Annotated in this window: 14 protein-coding genes and 1 pseudogene; 11 read left to right on the forward strand and 4 right to left on the reverse strand. The window is 65.1% G+C overall.

The features are described 5' to 3' along the window. Positions 1–9: 9 nt before the first annotated feature. The 10 genes and pseudogenes from AC0L28_RS32585 to AC0L28_RS32630 all read left to right on the forward strand — a co-directional run bounded on the left by AC0L28_RS32585 (position 10) and on the right by AC0L28_RS32630 (position 10,852). Complete coding sequence (locus AC0L28_RS32585; RefSeq protein WP_473482506.1) at positions 10–1,299, forward strand: cytochrome P450; 1,290 nt, start codon at positions 10–12, stop codon at positions 1,297–1,299. A 1-nt stretch (position 1,300) separates the two neighbouring features. Next, complete coding sequence (locus AC0L28_RS32590) at positions 1,301–1,609, forward strand: ferredoxin (RefSeq protein ID WP_473482508.1); 309 nt, start codon at positions 1,301–1,303, stop codon at positions 1,607–1,609. Next, positions 1,596–2,441 carry an SDR family oxidoreductase gene (locus AC0L28_RS32595; protein WP_065010993.1) on the forward strand — a complete coding sequence of 282 codons (846 nt, stop codon included), beginning with the start codon at positions 1,596–1,598 and terminating at the stop codon, positions 2,439–2,441. Before AC0L28_RS32590 ends, AC0L28_RS32595 begins: the two co-directional genes overlap by 14 nt. Further along, positions 2,441–3,784 (forward strand): cytochrome P450, encoded by a 1,344-nt coding sequence (locus AC0L28_RS32600; RefSeq protein WP_473482510.1) that lies wholly within the window; start codon positions 2,441–2,443, stop codon positions 3,782–3,784. The genes AC0L28_RS32595 and AC0L28_RS32600 overlap by 1 nt, the downstream gene beginning before the upstream one ends. Positions 3,785–3,932: 148 nt before the next feature. Continuing rightward, entirely contained in the window at positions 3,933–4,931 is a 999-nt protein-coding gene (locus AC0L28_RS32605) for a polyprenyl synthetase family protein (RefSeq protein WP_473482528.1), read from the forward strand. Between the two features lie 283 nt (positions 4,932–5,214). Next, positions 5,215–6,765, forward strand: coding sequence for a hypothetical protein (locus AC0L28_RS32610; RefSeq protein ID WP_473482512.1), 1,551 nt, complete (start codon positions 5,215–5,217; stop codon positions 6,763–6,765). After that, positions 6,762–7,663: pseudogene (locus AC0L28_RS32615) on the forward strand (terpene synthase family protein). Before AC0L28_RS32610 ends, AC0L28_RS32615 begins: the two are co-directional and overlap by 4 nt. Before the next feature lie 84 nt (positions 7,664–7,747). After that, the gene (gene fni / locus AC0L28_RS32620; RefSeq protein WP_473482514.1) at positions 7,748–8,794 is read left to right on the forward strand and encodes a type 2 isopentenyl-diphosphate Delta-isomerase; all 1,047 of its coding nucleotides are present in this window, start codon (positions 7,748–7,750) and stop codon (positions 8,792–8,794) included. 292 nt (positions 8,795–9,086) lie between these two features. Further along, complete coding sequence (locus tag AC0L28_RS32625) at positions 9,087–10,103, forward strand: hypothetical protein (RefSeq protein ID WP_473482516.1); 1,017 nt, start codon at positions 9,087–9,089, stop codon at positions 10,101–10,103. Then, complete coding sequence (locus AC0L28_RS32630) at positions 10,097–10,852, forward strand: hypothetical protein (RefSeq protein WP_065010987.1); 756 nt, start codon at positions 10,097–10,099, stop codon at positions 10,850–10,852. The genes AC0L28_RS32625 and AC0L28_RS32630 overlap by 7 nt, the downstream gene beginning before the upstream one ends. A gap of 242 nt (positions 10,853–11,094) precedes the next feature. On the opposite strand, the gene AC0L28_RS32635 is transcribed toward AC0L28_RS32630, so the two are convergent. The 4 genes from AC0L28_RS32635 to AC0L28_RS32650 all read right to left on the reverse strand — a co-directional run bounded on the left by AC0L28_RS32635 (position 11,095) and on the right by AC0L28_RS32650 (position 17,945). Continuing rightward, positions 11,095–12,246 (reverse strand): Wadjet anti-phage system protein JetD domain-containing protein, encoded by a 1,152-nt coding sequence (locus tag AC0L28_RS32635; protein WP_473482518.1) that lies wholly within the window; start codon positions 12,244–12,246, stop codon positions 11,095–11,097. A gap of 71 nt (positions 12,247–12,317) precedes the next feature. Then, entirely contained in the window at positions 12,318–15,752 is a 3,435-nt protein-coding gene (locus AC0L28_RS32640; protein ID WP_473482520.1) for an SbcC/MukB-like Walker B domain-containing protein, read from the reverse strand. Further along, entirely contained in the window at positions 15,749–16,396 is a 648-nt protein-coding gene (locus AC0L28_RS32645) for a DUF4194 domain-containing protein (protein WP_065010983.1), read from the reverse strand. The genes AC0L28_RS32640 and AC0L28_RS32645 overlap by 4 nt, the downstream gene beginning before the upstream one ends. Next, positions 16,386–17,945 carry a Wadjet anti-phage system protein JetA family protein gene (locus tag AC0L28_RS32650; protein WP_473482522.1) on the reverse strand — a complete coding sequence of 520 codons (1,560 nt, stop codon included), beginning with the start codon at positions 17,943–17,945 and terminating at the stop codon, positions 16,386–16,388. Before AC0L28_RS32650 ends, AC0L28_RS32645 begins: the two co-directional genes overlap by 11 nt. A gap of 938 nt (positions 17,946–18,883) precedes the next feature. Between AC0L28_RS32650 and AC0L28_RS32655 the strand changes: the two genes are divergently transcribed. After that, positions 18,884–19,152: isocitrate lyase/phosphoenolpyruvate mutase family protein (locus AC0L28_RS32655; RefSeq protein ID WP_473482524.1), on the forward strand; the 269-nt coding region annotated here is incomplete at its 3' end.

Genomic DNA, 19,152 nt, shown 5'->3' on the forward strand with positions numbered 1-19,152 from the left:
GTAACCAGGATGGACGTGCAAGAAACCAAAGCAGCATGCCGGGACGCCTTCGCCGAACTGGCGTCGCCAGCGTGCATCCACGACCCGTATCCGTTCATGCGGTGGTTGCGCGAGCACGATCCGGTGCATCGCGCTGCGTCGGGCCTCTTTCTGTTGAGCCGCCACGTCGACATTTACTGGGCGCTGAAGGCGACGGGCGATGCGTTTCGGGGACCGGCGCCGGGCGAACTGGCGCGCTATTTCCCGCGTGCGGCGACCAGCCTGTCGCTCAATCTGCTGGCGTCCACGCTAGCGATGAAGGACCCCCCGACGCATACGCGTCTGCGCCGGCTGATCTCGCGCGATTTCACCATGCGCCAGATGGACGACCTGCGGCCGAGCATCGCGCGCATCGCCGCAGCGCGCCTGGACGGCATGGCGCCCGCGCTGGAGCGCGGGGAGGCGGTGGACCTGCATCGGGAATTCGCGCTGGCCTTGCCCATGCTGGTCTTCGCCGAACTGTTCGGCATGCCCCAGGATGACATGTTCGGGCTCGCCGCCGGCATCGGCCCCATTCTGGAAGGCCTGAGCCCGCACGCCAGCGATCCCCAGCTCGCCGCGGCGGACGCGGCCAGCGACAAGGTGCAGGCCTACTTCGGCGACCTCATACAGCGCAAGCGCACCGACCCCCACCACGATATCGTGTCGATGCTGGTCGGCGCACACGACGACGATGCCGACACGCTGTCGGATGCGGAGTTGATCAGCATGTTGTGGGGCATGCTGCTGGGCGGCTTCGCCACCACTGCTGCGACCATCGACCATGCGGTCCTGGCGATGCTGGCGTATCCCGAACAGCGGCACTGGCTGCAGGGAGACGCCGTGGGGGTGAAGGCATTCGTGGAAGAAGTCCTGCGCTGCGACGCGCCCGCCATGTTCAGCTCCATTCCGCGGATCGCCCAGCGCGACATCGAACTGGGCGGCGTGGTGATTCCGAAGAACGCGGACGTGCGCGTGCTGATCGCGGCAGGCAATCGCGACCCGGATGCCTTCGCCGATCCCGACCGCTTCGAACCCGCGCGGTTCTATGGCACCAGTCCTGGCATGTCGAGCGACGGGAAGATCATGCTGAGCTTCGGTCACGGCATCCACTTCTGCCTCGGTGCGCAACTGGCCCGGGTGCAGTTGGCCGAGAGCCTGCCGCGGATCGAGGCGCGCTTCCCCACGCTGGCATTGGCCGAGCAGCCGACCCGGGAGCCCTCCGCGTTCCTTAGGACGTTCCGCGCGCTGCCGGTGCGGCTGCATGCGCAGGGGGGCTGAGATGCGCGTCGTGGTCGACCAGGATCTGTGCGGAACCACCGGGCAGTGCGTGCTGACGCTGCCGGGGACCTTTCGCCAGCGCGAACCGGACGGCGTGGCTGAAGTGTGCATGGTGACGGTCCCGCAGGCGCTGCACGCCGCCGTGCGGCTCGCGGCCAGCCAGTGCCCGGTCGCCGCCATTCGGGTCATCGAAAGCGACTCTGGCGATGGCGAGCGCGCCAGCGCCAACCCTGCGCCTTCTCCGGCGGAGGCCTATCGGCATGCCGCGAAAGACCAACGGGATCCAGGAGGACACGATGGGACGGTTTGAAGGCAAGGTGGCCGTGGTGACCGGCGCCGGCGCCGGCATCGGCAAGGCGTGCGCCCTCGCCCTCGCGCGCGAGGGCGGCAGAGTCGTGGTGGCCGACATTGATGGCTCGGCGGCCATCGCCTGCACCGCGCAGATCGCGGCCGAAGCCGGCCACGCGCTGGCCCTGGCCATGGACATTGCCGATGCGCAGGCGGTGGCAGCGCTGTTCGAGACGGCGGAGCGGCACTTCGGTGGGGTCGACCTGCTGGTGAACAACGCGAGCGCCATGCATCTGACCCCGCGCGACCACGCGATCCTCGACCTGGACCTGGCGGTCTGGGATCAGATCATGGCGACCAATCTGCGCGGCACGCTGCTCTGCTGCCGGCAGGCCATCCCACGGATGATCGCCCGCGGCGGTGGCGCCATCGTCAACATGTCGTCGTGCCAGGGGCTCAGCGGTGACACCGCGCAGACGTCCTACGCCGCGTCGAAGGCGGCGATGAACATGCTGTCGGCCTCGCTCGCCACCCAGTACGGTCACGCGCAGATCCGCTGCAACGCGGTTGCGCCGGGTCTCATCATGACCGAGCGTCTCCTCGCCAAGCTGGACGAGTGCATGCAACGGCATCTGCGCCGGCACCAGCTCCTGCCGCGCGTCGGCCGCCCCGAGGACGTGGCCGCGCTGGTGGCTTTCCTGCTCTCCGACGATGCTGCGTTCATCACTGGCCAGGTCGTGTGCATCGACGGCGGCATGCTGGCGCATGTGCCGACATACGCCGACGGTGGCAACAGCCGCGCCGCGCGGCCTGCCGGCGACATCGCCGAAGCGGCCGCGGCGCCGCGCTGCTGATGGACATGCTGCTCAACCCGCTGGACCGTCGGCACCGGCTGCGGTACGACATCCCGGTCGTGCCCGGCGCTTTCCCCCTCGTCGGGCATCTTCCCGCCATCGTCTGCGACCTGCCGCGCCTGCTGCGGCGCGCGGAACGGACGCTGGGCAGCCACTTCTGGCTGGATTTCGGCCCTGCCGGCCACCTGATGACCTGCACGGATCTGGATGCGTTCGCACTGCTCCGGCACAAGGACGTGTCCTCGGCGCTGATGGAAGAGATCGCGCCCGAATTGCTTCGCGGAACGTTGGTCGCCCAGGACGGCGGCGCGCACCGGCAGGCGCGTGATGCGATCAAGGCGGCGTTCCTGCCCAAGGGGCTGACCCAGGCCGGCATCGGCGACCTGTTCGCGCCCATCATCCTGGCGCGGGTGCAGGCGTGGCGCGACCGCGGCGACGTAACCATCCTGCGCGAAACCGGCGATCTGACGCTCAAGCTCATCTTCAGCCTCATGGGAATCCCCGCGAACGACCTGCCGGGATGGCATCGCAAGTACCGGCAACTGCTGCAGTTGATCGTCGCGCCCCCGATCGACCTGCCCGGACTGCCCTTGCGGCGCGGCCGCGCAGCCCGCGACTGGATCGACGCGCAGTTGCGCCAGTTCGTCCGGGACGCGCGCGCGCATGCCGCGCGAACCGGGTTGATCAACGACATGGTGAGCGCCTTCGATCGCAGCGATGATGCGCTCTCCGATGACGTCCTGGTCGCCAATATCCGCTTGCTGCTGCTTGGCGGTCACGACACCACCGCCTCGACGATGGCCTGGATGGTGATCGAGCTGGCGCGGCAGCCTGTGCTGTGGGACGCCCTGGTCGAGGAGGCGCAACGCGTGGGCGCGGTGCCGACCCGGCACGCGGACCTGGCGCAGTGTCCGGTCGCCGAGGCGCTGTTCCGCGAAACGCTACGCGTGCATCCGGCGACCACGGTCCTGCCCCGTCGCGCGCTGCAGGAATTGCAGCTCGGCCAACGGCGCATTCCCGCGGGCACCCATCTGTGCATCCCGCTGCTGCATTTCTCGACCTCGGCGCTGCTGCACGAGGCGCCTGATCAGTTCCGCCTGGCGCGGTGGCTGCAACGCACGGAGCCGATCCGGCCGGTGGACATGCTGCAGTTCGGTACCGGCCCACACGTCTGCATCGGCTACCACCTGGTATGGCTGGAACTGGTGCAGTTCTCCGTCGCCTTGGCGCTGACCATGCACAAGGCTGGGGTGCGGCCGCGGTTGCTGAGCGGCGTCGAAAAGGGCCGGCGCTATTACCCGACCGCACATCCTTCCATGACAATCCGCATCGGATTCTCATGAGCTGGAATCGCACGCCCCGTGTGGCGAGGCAGCGGCGCCGGCGACGCCCGGCATTGCTGCCTCGGCGCGCGCGCTCGGTGCGACACCGGCAACACCGCGGCGGCTCGGCGCTCGCCGTGGCCGTGTCAGGTACAAGGACATGAACAACATGCAGACCGGTTCCACGCTACACGACGACCGAACTGGCGTTTCCGCGCTCGGCGGATTGGGCGCGCAGGCGCGCGGCGCGTCCGGCAGGCTGCTGCCGGAGATCTGGATGCAGGACGGTGCAAAGCGGGTCGATCAGGCGCTGGCGCGTCTTCTCTGCGCCGAAGACGACGGTGAGACCGAGCTGATGACGGCGATGCGCTATGCCACCTTGCATGGCGGAAAGCGCACCCGCGCCTTGCTCTGTCTGGCTGCCGGCGCACTGGCCGACACGCCGGCGCACATGCTCGACGACGTCGGCGCCGCCATCGAGATGATGCACGCCTGTACCCTGGTCCACGACGACCTGCCCGCGATGGACGACGACGTGCTTCGCCGCGGCCTTCCGACCGTGCACGTCAAGTTCGGCGAAGCCACTGCGATCCTGGTCGGCGATGCGTTGCAGGCGCACGCCTTCCTGACCCTGGCGAGCCTGGATGCGCCGGGCCACAACCGTATCGCGCTCGTGCGCGAACTGGCGCAGGCGGTGTCCGCCGAGGGTGCCGCAGGCGGGCAGGCCATGGATCTGTCGCTGGTCGGAAAGCACGTCGAGCTGGACAGGATCGTGGCGATGCACCGGATGAAGAGCGGAGCGCTAGTGCGCGCGTCCGTTCGCATGGGTGCGCTAGGCGCCATCTCGGAGGATGCCGCGCACGCTGCGCTGTACTGTGCGCTCGATCGCTACAGCGCCTGTTTCGGCTTGGCGTTGCAGGTAGTCGACGACATTCTCGACGCGACAGCGGATACCGCGACGCTGGGCAAGACCCCCGGCAAGGACGCGGCGGCGCAGAAGCCGACCTGCGCGTCGATCATGGGGCTGCAGGCAGCGCGCCAGTTCGCGCTGGATCTGTTGCGCGACGCCGGGGAGGCCATCGCCCCGCTGGGGCCGCGTGCGGAACGATTGGCGCAGATGCTGCAGCGGGGCAACGCGTATCTGTTCAAGCACGCGCCCTGCGCATGAGCGCGCGCGTCCGCATGGAGCCGCCCCTGTGCCGCTGCGATCGGCTGGCGGCAGCGGCGCATGCTGCACTGTGTCCGAGTCAGCGGCGCCGATCGCAGCGGTTGCCAAGCACGGCCGCGGCGCACGCGTCGGACCGGCGCCAGCATCGGGGCGCGTCGCCGCGCCGGAGCAGGGCGACCGTCCGGCGCTGCCCGTGCGCCGGGCCGCGACGGGCCTGCGGCGACGTGCCCGGCGTCTGCCCGATCCTGGTTCTCGCCAACCTTCTGCAGAAGGAACATCCCGCTTGAACGCGCTGTCCGAACAGATCCTTTCCGAATTGCGCCACCTGCTGAGCGAGATGAGCGACGGTGGCAGCGTCGGTCCGTCCGTCTACGACACGGCGCGAGCTCTGCAGTTCCACGGCAACGTCACCGGTCGGCAGGACGCATACGCGTGGCTCATCGCGCAGCAACAGGCCGATGGCGGATGGGGAAGCGCGGACTTCCCGCTGTTCCGCCATGCGCCCACGTGGGCGGCGTTGCTGGCATTGCAGCGTGCCGATCCTCTTCCCGGCGCTGCCGACGCAGTCCAGGCTGCAACCCGGTTCCTCGAGCGCCAGCCCGATCCCTACGCGCATGCGGTGCCGGAAGACGCGCCGATCGGCGCGGAGCTGATCCTGCCGCAGTTGTGCGGTGAGGCCGCATCCTTCATGGGCGGCGCGGCGTTTCCGCGCCACCCGGCGCTGTTGCCATTGCGGCAAGCGTGCCTGGTCAAGCTGGGGGCGGCGGCGACGTTGCCGAGCGGCCATCCGTTGCTGCACTCCTGGGAAGCTTGGGGGACGTCGCCGACCACCGCATGCCCGGATGACGACGGCAGCATCGGCATCAGTCCGGCGGCCACCGCCGCGTGGCGTGCGCACGCCGTGACACAGGGGAGCATGCCGCAGGTCGGGCGCGCCGACGCGTATCTGCAGGCGGCATCGCGGGCGACGCGCAGCGGCATCGAAGGTGTCGTGCCCAACGTCTGGCCGATCAATGTGTTCGAGCCATGCTGGTCGCTGTACACCCTGCATCTGGCCGGGCTGTTCGCGCATCCCGCGCTCGCCGAGGCGGTGCGCGTGATCGTCGCGCAGCTCGACGCCCGCCTGGGCGTGCGCGGTCTGGGCCCGGCCTTGCACTTCGCGGCCGATGCGGACGACACCGCCGTTGCGTTGTGCGTCCTGCGCCTTGCAGGCCGCGACCCGGCGGTCGATGCGTTGCGCCATTTCGAAATCGGCGAGCTGTTCGTCACCTTCCCCGGCGAGCGCAATGCCTCGGTGTCGACCAACATCCATGCCCTGCATGCGTTGCGACTGTTGGGAAAGCCCGCCGCCGGGACCAGCGCCTACGTCGAGGCCAATCGCAACCCGCACGGTCTATGGGACAACGAGAAATGGCACGTTTCGTGGCTGTATCCCACCGCGCATGCGGTCGCTGCGCTGGCGCAAGGCAACCCCCAGTGGCGCGACGAGCGCGCGCTGGCGGCGCTGCTGCAGGCGCAACGCGACGGCGGCGGCTGGGGCACCGGTCGCGCGTCCACATTCGAGGAAACCGCCTATGCGCTGTTCGCGTTGCACGTGATGGACGGGAGCGAAGAGCCGACAGGGCGCCGGCGCATCGCGCAGGCGGTGGCGCGTGCGCTGGAGTGGATGCTCGCCCGCCATTCGGCGCATGCACTGCCGCAGACGCCGCTGTGGATCGGCAAGGAACTGTATTGCCCCACCCGGGTCGTGCGCGTGGCCGAACTTGCCGGGTTGTTGCTGGCGCTTCGTTGGGGGCGGCGCGTCCTGGCCGAGGGACCAGGAGCGACGCCATGATCCAGACCGAACGCGCGCTGCAGCAGGTGCTGGAGTGGGGGCGTTCCCTGACCGGGTTCGCCGACGAGCATGCCGTGGAAGCGGTCAGGGGCGGCCAGTACATCCTGCAGCGTATCCAACCGAGCCTGCGCGACACCAGCGCCCGCACCGGCCGCGATCCGCAGGACGAAACGCTGATCGTGGCGTTCTATCGCGAACTGGCGCTGCTGTTCTGGCTCGACGATTGCAACGACCTTGGCCTGATCGCGCCGGAGCAGCTCGCCGCGGTGGAGCAGGCGCTGGGGCGGGGCGTACCGTGCGTGCTCCCCGGATTCGAGGGCTGCGCTGTGCTGCGCGCTTCGTTGGCCGCGCTCGCCTACGATCGTCGCGACTATGCTCAGCTTCTCGACGATACCCAGTGCTACTGCGCGGCGCTGCACGCCGGACCCGCGCAGGCGGCAGGGGCGGAACGCTGGTCCTACGCCGAGTACCTGCACAACGGCATCGATTCGATCGCCTACGCGAACGTGTTCTGTTGCCTGTCGTTGCTGTGGGGGCTGGACATGGCGACCTTGCGCGCGCGTCCGGCGTTTCGCCAGGTCCTGCGGCTCATCTCCGCGATAGGGCGCCTGCAGAACGATCTGCATGGACGCGACAAGGACAGGTCGGCCGGCGAGGCCGACAACGCGGCGATCCTGCTGCTGCAGCGCTATCCGGCTATGCCTGTGGTGGAGTTCCTCAACGACGAGCTGGCCGGCCATACGCGCATGCTGCACCGGGTGATGGCGCAAGAACGCTTTCCCGCGCCGTGGGGACGGTTGATTGAGGCCATGGCGGCCATCCGCGCGCAGTACTACCAGACCTCGACCAGCCGCTACCACAGCGACGCTGCGGGGGAGGCCAGCGTGCGCCGGCCTGAACGCGCGGGAGACGGCGGCGTGCGCGCGCTGCCGTCGGTCCGATCCGACGCAACGCCGTCGCCCGATGGGACGATGGAGCGAGCATGAGCGACACCGCCCTGAGCCGGCGCAAGGACGACCATCTGGACATCGTGCTGGATCGGCGAACGGCGCCGGCCACGGTCGCCGGCTGGGAGTACATCCGTTTCGAACACTGCGCATTGCCCGAGTTGGACTTGACGCAGATCGACCTGCGCGCCTCGCTGCTGGGCAAGACCATGCGCGCGCCGCTGCTGATCAGCTCCATGACCGGCGGCATGCCACGCGCCGAGGCCGTCAACCGGCATCTGAGCGAAGCAGCGCAAGCCTTGGGGATCGCCATGTGCGTCGGTTCGCAGCGCGTGAGCCTGCAATCCCGCAACTTCCAGGGGCTGACGCGCGCGCTGCGCCGCCTGGCCCCAGACATTCCCTTGCTGGCCAATATCGGCGCCGCGCAACTGCGCGAGGCCGACGGCCTGGACCTGGCGCGCCGGGCGGTGGATGCGCTGGAGGCCGATGGACTCATCGTCCATCTCAATCCGCTGCAGGAAGCGGTACAGCCGGAGGGCGACCGCGACTGGCGCGGCGTCCTGGCGCAGATCGCTCGCGCCGCGCGCAGCGTGGGCGTGCCGATCGTGGCCAAGGAAGTGGGGGCGGGCCTGTCCGCCTCGGTGGCCTGTGCGCTCGTCGAGGCGGGCGTGGCGGTGATCGATGTCGCCGGCGCCGGCGGCACCAGTTGGGCCGCGGTGGAGGGCGAGCGCGCCCGCGATGCCGCCGACCGTGCAGTGGCGATGGCGTTCGCCGATTGGGGGATTCCGACCCCGGCCAGCGTGCAGGCGGTACGTCGGGCGCTGCCAACGGTGAAGCTGATCGCGTCGGGCGGGATCCGCGACGGCGTCGACGTGGCCAAGGCCATCCACCTGGGCGCGGACATCGCCGGGCAGGCGGCCGGCGTGCTGCGCGCGGCGACGGTGTCCACCGAGGCGGTTGTCGCACATTTCGAGATCGTCATCCGCCAGTTGGCCGTCGCCTGCTTCTGCACCGGCTCGGCTGATCTGGCGGCGCTGCGTCAGGCGCGATTGTTGCCCTCGGCGCATCTGCCCGCCGGTTGATGCCGGCGTCGCCCGCACGTGGCGGCGGGCGCCTAGCACGCTGCTGAAATACCTACGCCAAACATAGACTACTGATCCACCTTGGCGAAGCGGTTCGATGCGCGGGAGCGATGTGTTCATGGAGCAGCTGTTCACGATGAAGCGGTTGGAGGATTTCGTTCCAGCCGATCATCCACTGCGCCCGATCCGGCTGATTTGTCGAAATCCTATTCTCTCTTGAGCCGGTGTCGTAGAAAGCGACCCATACCTAACAGTGCATGTACATTTAACAGAAGCGCTGTTAAATAGGGGCATGGTGTTAGAAAGAATTCCTGCCGCGCGGTTAGAAGCGCTCGCTCAGGCGGCGGAAGCGTATGTCCAGCACGCCTTCGGGCGGCGGTTCGAACTCACGCCGATAGCGCCTACAAACGTCCCACACTTCGTGCTTGACCGCTACATGTTGTGGGAAGGGTTGCTGGACGGTCGCACTCTGGTTGTCATGGCGATTTGCGAACCCCGGCAAGGCGCCACAACGGATTACCTCAAGCATCGTGATCTTGTCCGTCGCCAACTTGGCGTCGATCTCATTCTGCTGCTGCTTGACCATGTGCCGAACGCCGTCCGGCGCCAGATGGTGGAGCGGCAGATCGGCTTCATCGCGCCGGGTGCGCAGCTTTATGTCCCGGAAGCATTGCTCGACCTGCGCGAGCGAGCGCGGACGACCGCGATCGCCCCCGCAGACCAGATCAGCCCTACTACGCAATTGGTGCTCCTCGCGGTCCTGCAGGGTATCGCCCTTGAGGAGGAACACCTCACCGACCTTGCCGAGCGACTCCATGTGTCGATCATGAGCATAAGCCGAACACTTGATGAGCTTGAGGCACTCCAACTTGCAAAGGCTCGCCATGTCGGCCGACAACGCCGTCTGCACATGCTTCTGGGTGGTCACGAACTATGGGAGGCAATCCAAGAGCGGTTGCAATCCCCAGTGCGCAAGGTTCGCCTTGTTAGTGGCCGGGTCGAAAACCAAATCGCACCGCTCGCTGGCGAGAGCGCGCTTGCCCGCTACACCATGTTGGCGGCGCCAAGGGTCCAGACGCGCGCCATTCTGTCGATGCATTGGAAGCGCCTCAAGGAGAGGCTCGCACTCAGCCCAGCCACGGCGTTCGATGACGACCGGTTAGAGATTCAGACCTGGACCTACGACCCGCAGATCCTCGCGCGGGATGCTGTCATAGATCGGCTCTCGCTGTATCTCAGTGTTCGGGGGAGCACGGACGAACGCGTCGCGCAAGCGGCGGAAGAACTATTGGAGAGGTTTGAATGGTGATCGGGGTGGACCGCTTCCGCGCTCATTTCGCGGGCCATGAACATCAATATGTGCTGATCGGTGGTGCCGCCTGCGAGCTTATCATGAACGAGGTCGGCCTGGACTTCCGCGCCACCAAGGATCTCGACATCGTGCTGATCGTCGAGGCGCTGGACGCTGCCTTCGCGGAGCGCTTCTGGGCCTTTGTCGAGCACGGTGGGTACGAGATCAGAGAGCGAAGCCAGGGGGAGAAAGTCCTCTACCGCTTCCAGAAGCCGAAGACCGAAGATTTCCCTGCCATGCTCGAGCTGTTCTCGCGGTCGCCCGAAGGGCTGACGCTTGCCGAGGACTCGCATCTTACGCCGCTTCCTATCGACGAAGCGGCCGCGAGTCTGTCGGCGATCCTGCTCGACGAGGACTATTACGCCTTTCTCAAGTCGATGGTGCGCGATGCCGGCGGCATCCCGGTGCTCAACGAGGCAGCGATCATCCCGTTCAAGGCCCGCGCGTGGCTCGACCTTAGCTGGGAGCGCGATGCGGGCGGCAAGGTTGACGAAAAGAACATCAAAAAACATCGCAACGACGTGGCACGGCTGCTGCAAGTCTTAAGCCCCGAAGCCAGCTATCCGCTGCCCGAGACCGTTGCAAAAGACATGCGGGCGTTCGTCGAGCTGGCGACAGCGGAGGTCGATTATAACCCCGAGCAGTTTAAGGTGAATATGACGCGAGAGGATGTTGCAGACCGGATCCGTGCCGCCTACCAGCTCTGATGGCATCCCGCGGTCATCTCCGTCTATCTCTTCAGAGCTAGAAAATCCCGGATGTTAGCGAATGTATCTGGATCGTAGATTGCAGCCCTTAGATGCTCCCGTAGCGACTGATCATCCCGGAACAACTTCACCATGTCGCGAATGAGAAATTCAGCCAATTTTCCAGTCCTACCGCTGATTTGTCGGGCACTTTAGCAGAAGCGCCGTCGTTCGGCCCCAGCCGTCACCTCCTCACCCAAGCGTTAGAAGCTTTTTCCGAGCTCCGCGGTAGCAAGAGTCTCCGTGATCGGGCTTATGGGATCGAACTCCTCCTGCTCGTGCACGAGACCACTCGTGGTGAGGAGGTCCGCCAAGCCCGCGATCGCGCTTGCGAGCATGTCGCCGACAGGACCGGCCACACCCGGTGCGGGTCTCCCGAAGCGGCGGAGCAGTTCGACGTTCATCATATGGGCGCGCAGCGGAATGTCGACACCGGCAAGATGTCTTTCGAGGTGCCGGAAGATTCGGACCCCTCCGGCGTCCATATCTCCCCAGTGAAACGTCGGCACCTGCGCTTGGGCCGCCAGCCTTGTGACCGTCGCGAGCGTCGGTCGCGAAGGGAAGCCACCGGAATAGATGACGAGGGCCCGTTCGGACCGTGCGACCTCCCGAATGTGCCGGACGAATGACGCGAAGTTCTCGATCGTCAGGACGTAGTCGGGCTTCGTCAGGAGACTGATCCCGCCGGCGCAGTCGGTAGGTATTCCGACATAGGGCATCGCCGGAAAGGACCGCCCGTCCAGCGATACGTCACCGTGCAGCAGGATTGGTTGCGGCAACCGCCTGATACCGGCGCTGGCAAGCAGTTCCTCCGGATCGAGGCGAGTCTGCTCCTCCATGCCCACGAAGATCTTCGCCATTGCTGCGGCGACTTGCCGAACATTCTTCTCCAGCGCTTTACTGTCGCCGACCGTCAACCGCGAGAACGTCCGGAAGTCCTGCTCCCCCTGCGGATCGCCCGACATGCGACCGCGTGCTGCGATGGCGAGGCCGATCACGTTTGCAAGCGTTCGCCCGTCTCCATTCCGAATTCCGATGTGGGAAACGCCCCGCGTCCAGGCCGCGACGGCGTCATCGATCAAACTGGCCGCGCCGGCCGGCAGCCCCGGCTGCGACCGCAGTTCTGAGACGGCTCGGTATGCCAGTTCGCCAGCCGGCCGTCGTTCGACCTTGCGGTAGAGCACCCCGGCATCCTTCAGCCTTGCACCGGTCACCCGACGCTCCGTCTTCGGGCCGGTTTGGACCAGCTCGATCCCGCCTGCTCGCTCTAACGCTGCGAGTTCCTCATCGAAGGCGTCCCGCAGGTCCATGTTGGCGAAGCCGTCATTGTCAATCAAGGCGATCAGGTTTCGCACGGCGGGGTTGCGTTCATGCCGCGTGAGCAGATCGTCGATGAGTGAAATGACGGTCGAAAACCCGCGCCGTCTCATTCGGCCGCCTTCGCCTCGAGACCAAGCCGCTCCGCGAGTTCGTCATCCGTCGCGTGCTGGGGGTTGATGGCGCGCATCTCCTCGCGGACGCGGTCCTTGACCCGGATGGATTCGGCGAGGGAAACGTCGCCGCTGCGGAATACGTCGATGATGTAGTCCAGGTTCTCGTAGACGACCGCGCGTTTCTCGGTCGGCGCGGCGATGACGACCTGAAGGCCGATCGCCCGGTAGAATTCGAGCAGCGTCCGCTGGTTGGGACCATCCATCTTGCTGAAGGCCTCGTCGAACACCGCAAGCCCTATTCCAAGATCGCTTGGAGCGGTTGCCTGGCGGACGCCGTGGTAGGCGCTGGCGAGGGCCGCTCCGATGACGACGTAGAACGGCACCTGGCGTTCGGCACCGCTGGCCACGCCGCGTCGGCGGTCGAAGCTCGTCGTCCGCCCGGTGGCGACGTCGCGCATCCTCAGATCGTACGTGAAATAGCTGCGGTAGTCCTGAAAGATGGTAAAGTCGAAGGACTCGTCGGCGAGAAGCTGTTCTATCTGCCTGAGCGCCCGCGCGTGCCGCTCGTCGCGAGGCTCGGCCCGGCCGAACAGAGCATCCAGCACGCGCTCGTCGGCCTCACTGTCCTTGGCGAGATGATAGAGGTCGTCGAACTCCGGTTTGACGAGCTCCGCCAGACGATAGATCTCACCGTGAAGGGGGCGTGTGCGGAGCGCCGCCGAAAGCTTCTCCATCTCCGAATGAAGCTGCCCGAAGCGGCTGTTCAGCTCATGAATGAAGGTCGTCTTGAAGAGACGTGAAACCCGATCTGCCGCCTCGTCCGCTTGCTCGCGGTACCGGATGAGTTCGTTGTCTTCCAGCATCGCAATGCCGTCTGACACCCACGGTTTCACCGTGCCGATGATCGGCACGTCCGCATAGCCCTCGAATGCGTCGGGGAAGTCGATGGCATACCTCCCAAGGGCCGCCCTGATGTCGTGACTGAGCTCTCGATACCCCTGCTTCGCATCGTCCGCAGCCTTCTCCATGTCGGAAGCAATCCTGGCCGGATTTCTAGCGGGATGCCCCCTATATCGCTGTCGGAGCGATCGCATTTGTGCCGCGGAGGTCACGACACTGCGGAACTGTCGACGGCGATGGGCGAGGCACAGGTAAGAGCCGACGCTCTGCTCGCCCGCGCCCAGCCTCTCCTTGACCTCCTCAATCTTCGTTCTGAGCGACGCGCGACTATCGATCAGTTCATCGCGATCTGTCTTGAGGCTGTTCAATAAGGCCTGCAACCGCTTCTCCGCGTCGAGTAGTTCAGGGTCGACCTGGGCCGATATCCGATCGAGTCGGCGCCGCGCGTCGGCACGCCTGTCTGCCAGATCCCCCAGCGCCAATGTGAGCGCTTCCAACTTGTCTTTTTCATCGACCGGTCTGCTGCAATCCTCGAGCCGCCGCATCGCGTCCTCGAAGAAGCGTTTCTTCTCAAGATGAATCCTCAAAAACTGCGAACGCTGTTCGATCCGCTCCCGGAGCGTGGTCTCCATCAGTGGTGCCGCAGCCCGCCCAATCTTAAGGCCGTCCGGCCGGCGCATTTCGGTGATCAGGCCGTCGTAATACGCACCATCGGCCATTACTGCGCGGCCGCTGCATAGAAGCTCATCCTGGTTCTCCGCAAGGCGAACGTTGCCTATCCTGAAGACTACGAACGCCATGGCCAGCTTATCGTCGCTGCGGATCATCGAAGCTAGCGTACCGCCCTCGGGCACGGTGGATCTCGACTGGAGCTTGCGGGTGTTGGCTACGCGGCATCCCGGATAAGCGTCGCGTCCATGCCGCAGGATCTCGGTCGCACGGTACGCGTGCTCTGGATCAACAATAATGGCCTCGCGGTCGCGGGTGAGCAGCGCCTCTAGCGCATTGCGCCACCGTTCGTCGACGATGTCAGCGACTTCACAGAGTGTGCGTGGCGTCATGCCTTCGCGTCGCAGGGCCTCCATAAGTCTCGAAGTTGCGGCATTAAGGGTGATCTGTCCCCGTCTGGCGTTGGCAAGCTGCTTGCTATCCTCGGCTGCCTCAGCCTCAAGTTGCTTGACCCAGACGATGGCCTCGTCTCGTTGGTCGGTCGCCTTTTCCATCCGGGCGCTCGCGGCTTCTGAGACTGCACCCAGCAGTTGGTCCATCTTCGCCGGATCGCGTGGCCAACCGGGCGGCGCGATCCCACGGCTGGCCTCTTCAACGCGCTCGAGCGCACGGAACAATTCGCCTGGGTTTATGACGCTCAGCTTGTCGCGCAAATCCAGGAGTTGGATCGCGCGCGCAGCGCCGAGGTGCCGAGTCAGGAGGCGCTCCATGACGCCCGCATGGTCCCGCTCCAGCCCTCTAATCTCCTGCTCAACGATGGCGCGTTGTCCCTGCGCGCCGGTCGCAGCGAGCTGTCGCTGGACGGATGCGAGCGCCTCGGTCTGATGTTCCATTTCTTCCTCTATCCGCGCAAAATCCTCCATGACCACGTGAATCTCGTGCGCCTTCGACCTTTTTTCACCGATATTCGTCAACAGCCTGGCGAATCCTTCGACCAGCAGGGCGGTCCTCCCAATCGCGCGGCAGGTAAGTTCCTCGGCGAGAAGCCGGTCGAATTCCTCTATCTGGGCGCGGATTGCGCGAAGCGCCTCCAATCTTCGATTGAGGTCGGCAATGGTCTTCTGGATCTCGCGGTAGCGGCGGATAGAATCGCGTAGCTCGGCGATGTCGATCGGCTTGGGCTCGAGCAGGTAGCGGTGCACGAACTGCTCGACAGACGAGATGTCCGTGAAGGAAAGCGCGGCCACGAAAGTGCGGACAAACCGCTCGGGATCCGACGCGCGGCGCCCTGTGAACAGCGCGCGCATGTACTCGCGAATGAACGTCTTGGCGTCGTCCGGCGTGAGAAGCTGACCGCCCATTTCACTGCAGGCCTGGTCGAGCCGACGGCGGACGACAGGCCACACGGTCGGCCGGGACGCGTCTTCGCTGATATCCAGCAGCATCGAGGTGTCGACGCTAATACCCTCGGCGACGAACCGTCCCAGTACCTCTGTCTGTTGTCCGCGGGCGGCCTCAATGGACAGCCCGAGACTCACAGGCATCCGCCGCCTTTCCGTGTCCTCGAAGACAAGCGCGATGTGGCTTCTAGCCTGGTTCCTGAGGAAAATGTCCTGGTTGAGTTGCCCGAGACAGTAGCCCCCGAGCGTGCGGTCCGAACGGCCGCTGCTCTCGCCAGCGGACCGGTTGAACCGGTACAGACGCGACGAACCGCCGGCCATGATCGCCTGTATCAGATCGATTATTGTGGACTTGCCGGATCGGTTCTGGCCGAGGATGGCCGCATCGCCGGCCAGATCGAGGTCGGCCCGTACCATCATGTGCCAGTTCACTAGGACGATGCGCCGCAGTTCCATCATGCCTCGCCTCCCACGACCTGATCGTCTGCGTCGGGCGTGGTGGCGACTGGACGCGACAAGATCTGCTCGAGCGACGCGACGAAGTCGTCGCCGGCGACGCTAGTGACGAGCGCGCGAATGTCGAGATCCATATTCTGCGCGTCCGCGTCGAACTCACCGAGGCGAACGATCGCCTTGCGTTCGAGCATCCGGAGCACGTCGCGGAACTCGTTTGGCGCAAGCGCCGCGCGCCGGCTGCCGGCGACTATCCCCTGATAGGCCGCATACGCCTCGTTGAGTGTCGTGCGGGTGGTTCCGTTGGTGTAGATTTCGCCGAGTTGGAGTGCCTCTTCCCAGAGCCGTCGCATGATGAGTAACGCGATCGTCTCATCAATGCGCAGCCGCGGCAGCGCCGTGCGCTCCGGATCGGGCAAGATCCCCGCCCAGCCTTCGGTCTCCCGGTGGACGAGACGGTAGCCGCCAACATCAAAGTAAGCCTCGACAAGCTTTGCGAGTTCCGACCGGTGCAGCGTTTCCAGCAGCGTCGCGGCCCCACGGTCTTCCACGTGGACGAACTGGTTTCGCATCAGATGTGCGATGAGTTGCGTGACCTTTAGGAAACCGCGCGGGTTCGAGTTTTCGAGGGCGTTGAACTCAAGCAGCATGCCCGACCTCGAGAGTGATGCTGTCGTCGAGGCGCTTCACATGAAAGCCGCCGCAGTCCAGCCACTCGTTTGACACTGCGTCGTCGGACACCACGAACTCGAACCGGTCCTTAAGCGTCTTCGCGAGCCGCGAGTCGGCGTCGGCACCGAGGCCGCCGGCGACCATCACTCGGATGGCTTCGAAGGCCAGGAAATCATCGACGGTCTCGATTCTCAAATAAGCCGCCGTGGTCTCGCTAAAGGGCCGTACCCGTCTTTCGAGGAAACGGCTAACCTTTGCCGGCGAGATGGTCAGGCGATCCAAGTATTCCCGCTCGAGCTGACGCCTGAATTCGCGTATCGGATCTGGCGGCGGAAGGGCAAGGTCGGCGTCGGCGATCTCCGGCCGCGAGCCGCGCGGCTTCGCGAGGAGCTCGGGCGCAACCACGGTCATCCGGGGCTCAATCAATCCTCGTACCGCAAGATCGTCCATGCCCCGCGAGAGAGCATCGTCGAGCCCCTGGATCACATGCTCGCTGCGTTGGAGGAAGTTGGTCCGGCGCCCTGCGTACCTGACCACGTTACGCAGCCGCGTCTCGAGCCTGGACCGGTGCTGCTGGATCGCCTCGAAGGATTCCTCGATCCGTTCGAACACGCGGCGAATCCGGAACAGGTCCTCCTGCACGAGGTCGCGCGCCGCTTGCCCATCGGGAACGAGCCGGGATTCTAGATACGCGTCGGCTACGGCGGCCAAGTCAATCTCGGAATCCTCCAACTCGTCGAGCGAGGCGAGAATGGTCCGCCGATGCCGATAGGGATGCGCCGTGGTCGAGATGGACGTGTAATCTCGCAGGAGCACCCGCTCGACGAAGTCCTCGAAGTAGTGTCGCAGCCGCTCGGCAAGCGTGTCCGAGGAGAGCACCTGCCGATCAACCTCCCGCAGGGCCGCGAGCACGCTTCTCATGTAGCGTCCGAAACGTGCCGAGTCATGGGCGGCCTTGTTGAGGCCGAGAGCGTTCTCCGCCGGTTTCTCCCGCACCGCACGGATCGCATTCCTCACCTCCACCACAAGGCCGCCGAGTTGCTCGGCGCCGCCCTCCTTCAAGGAGCACAGGAATTCGGCGAGACGCATCGCTCCGGACGGCATCTCTACGGTTGTCTTGAGGCCATAGCTCGCCTCGTCCAGCCATCCCGTCTGCAGCATCCGGTTGTAGATGTGCCGGGACTGGCTGATCGCGGTCCCGGTGGCTTGATTGTCCACGCCTAGGACGCGTCGACGCCTGACCCGCCGACCGGTCCGCGTCACGAGGCGGTCGAGATCGACGGCGGCTTCGTCCTCGGCCCAGAGGCTAGGCTCCCTCGTGATGCAGTTGTAGATCACGCCGACTACCTCTGCCTCGGTCGGGAACAGGAGGTCGGACCGGTAGAAGTCGTCGTAGACGGCGAGGATCGCACGCTCATATAGCAGCCGGTTCCCGCCAGAAAACACCGTGAAGATGTCTGGGCCAAGTTGACCGAAAAGTTGCGGACGCGACGCATCCGATACTGAAGATACTGCGGAACTTGCCAAGATTCCCACCCCGATCAGGAAGTTGACGGGAGCCCGTCTGAAGGTCAAGTGCTTAAAGATGATGCCTGCCGGTAAGGCAAGGAAAATGGTTCACCGCTTCGGGCAATGATGAACAAAACGGACGTTTTTCGGATATTGGATATCAGCGTTGGCGCCAGAATGCTGCGTAAAGCGGCCATCTACCCGCTTCCCTCTGCTCTTTTCGGGGCATCAACGCGGTCTAGAGAGTTTGGCTGGTAGCTCGAGGCGCTCGCGCGAAGCAGTAGAGCCTTTTTCAAGGAGATCCGTCTGCGGGATTTTGAGCATGTGCGCGTGAACTATGACAGCGATTTCGGGCTCAACGGAATACCCTTACATGCCCCAATTGTCGAGGTTATCGGCGCGATTGCGCCGGCTACTGGGACCGCCGATAGGAGCGTTGCTCTGAATAGATTACTTGGAAACGGAGCTTGTGTTGCTGTGTAACAAACTGAGTAACAGGGACCGAAAAAAGATCAATATTTTCCATGCGAGGGCTAGGAGGTCGAAAGACGCTCCGTCATTCGATCTGTCGGAAATGCGCGAGGTCGCCGAGATGCGCAGCCCCTGAAGTGCCAGCCCTTGGCCAAGCGGTGCCGCGCCGGACCCGGGCCATTCTGGATGCCGCCGAGGAAACGAGCCGGCAGCAAAAAAGGCAGGCATCAGGGCCTGGGAACTGGGAAGGCGGTGGGCAACCGACACTACTGCCGGGTTGTCGAGTGAGCGACACAGGTTGTTCGGCTTGGCTCCTGCTCTCACCATCATTCAAGTTATTGAATAGTATCGAGAACACTTTTTCTGAGGCTTTCCTGCTCAGTTGGCACGACTTTTGATGCTTCCTTCTAGATGGCGGCAGAGCTGCCGACCGATGTGACGTCGTGGTGATATCGCGATCGGTGGAACGAAGGGAGGAAAGCAGCATGCCACATCTGCGTCGGGTGTGTTCACTATCGCAAAAAGGACGTGACCTGCGGAACCCGGGCGGCAAAACAAGCGAATCTACGCTTCATGACCTCATTTGCACTGGTGACGGACCGTCATTCCTTATGGAAGCCCATGACGCGCTCTCCGCGGCGATCGCGCAGCGGTCCGGTTTCAAGGCGCTTTGGGCGTCCGGCCTCTCGATCTCCTCCAGCCTCGGCTACCGCGATGCGAACGAGGCCTCTTGGACCCAGGTGGTCGACGTCGT

This window comes from Mesorhizobium sp. WSM4847 (assembly GCF_055811335.1).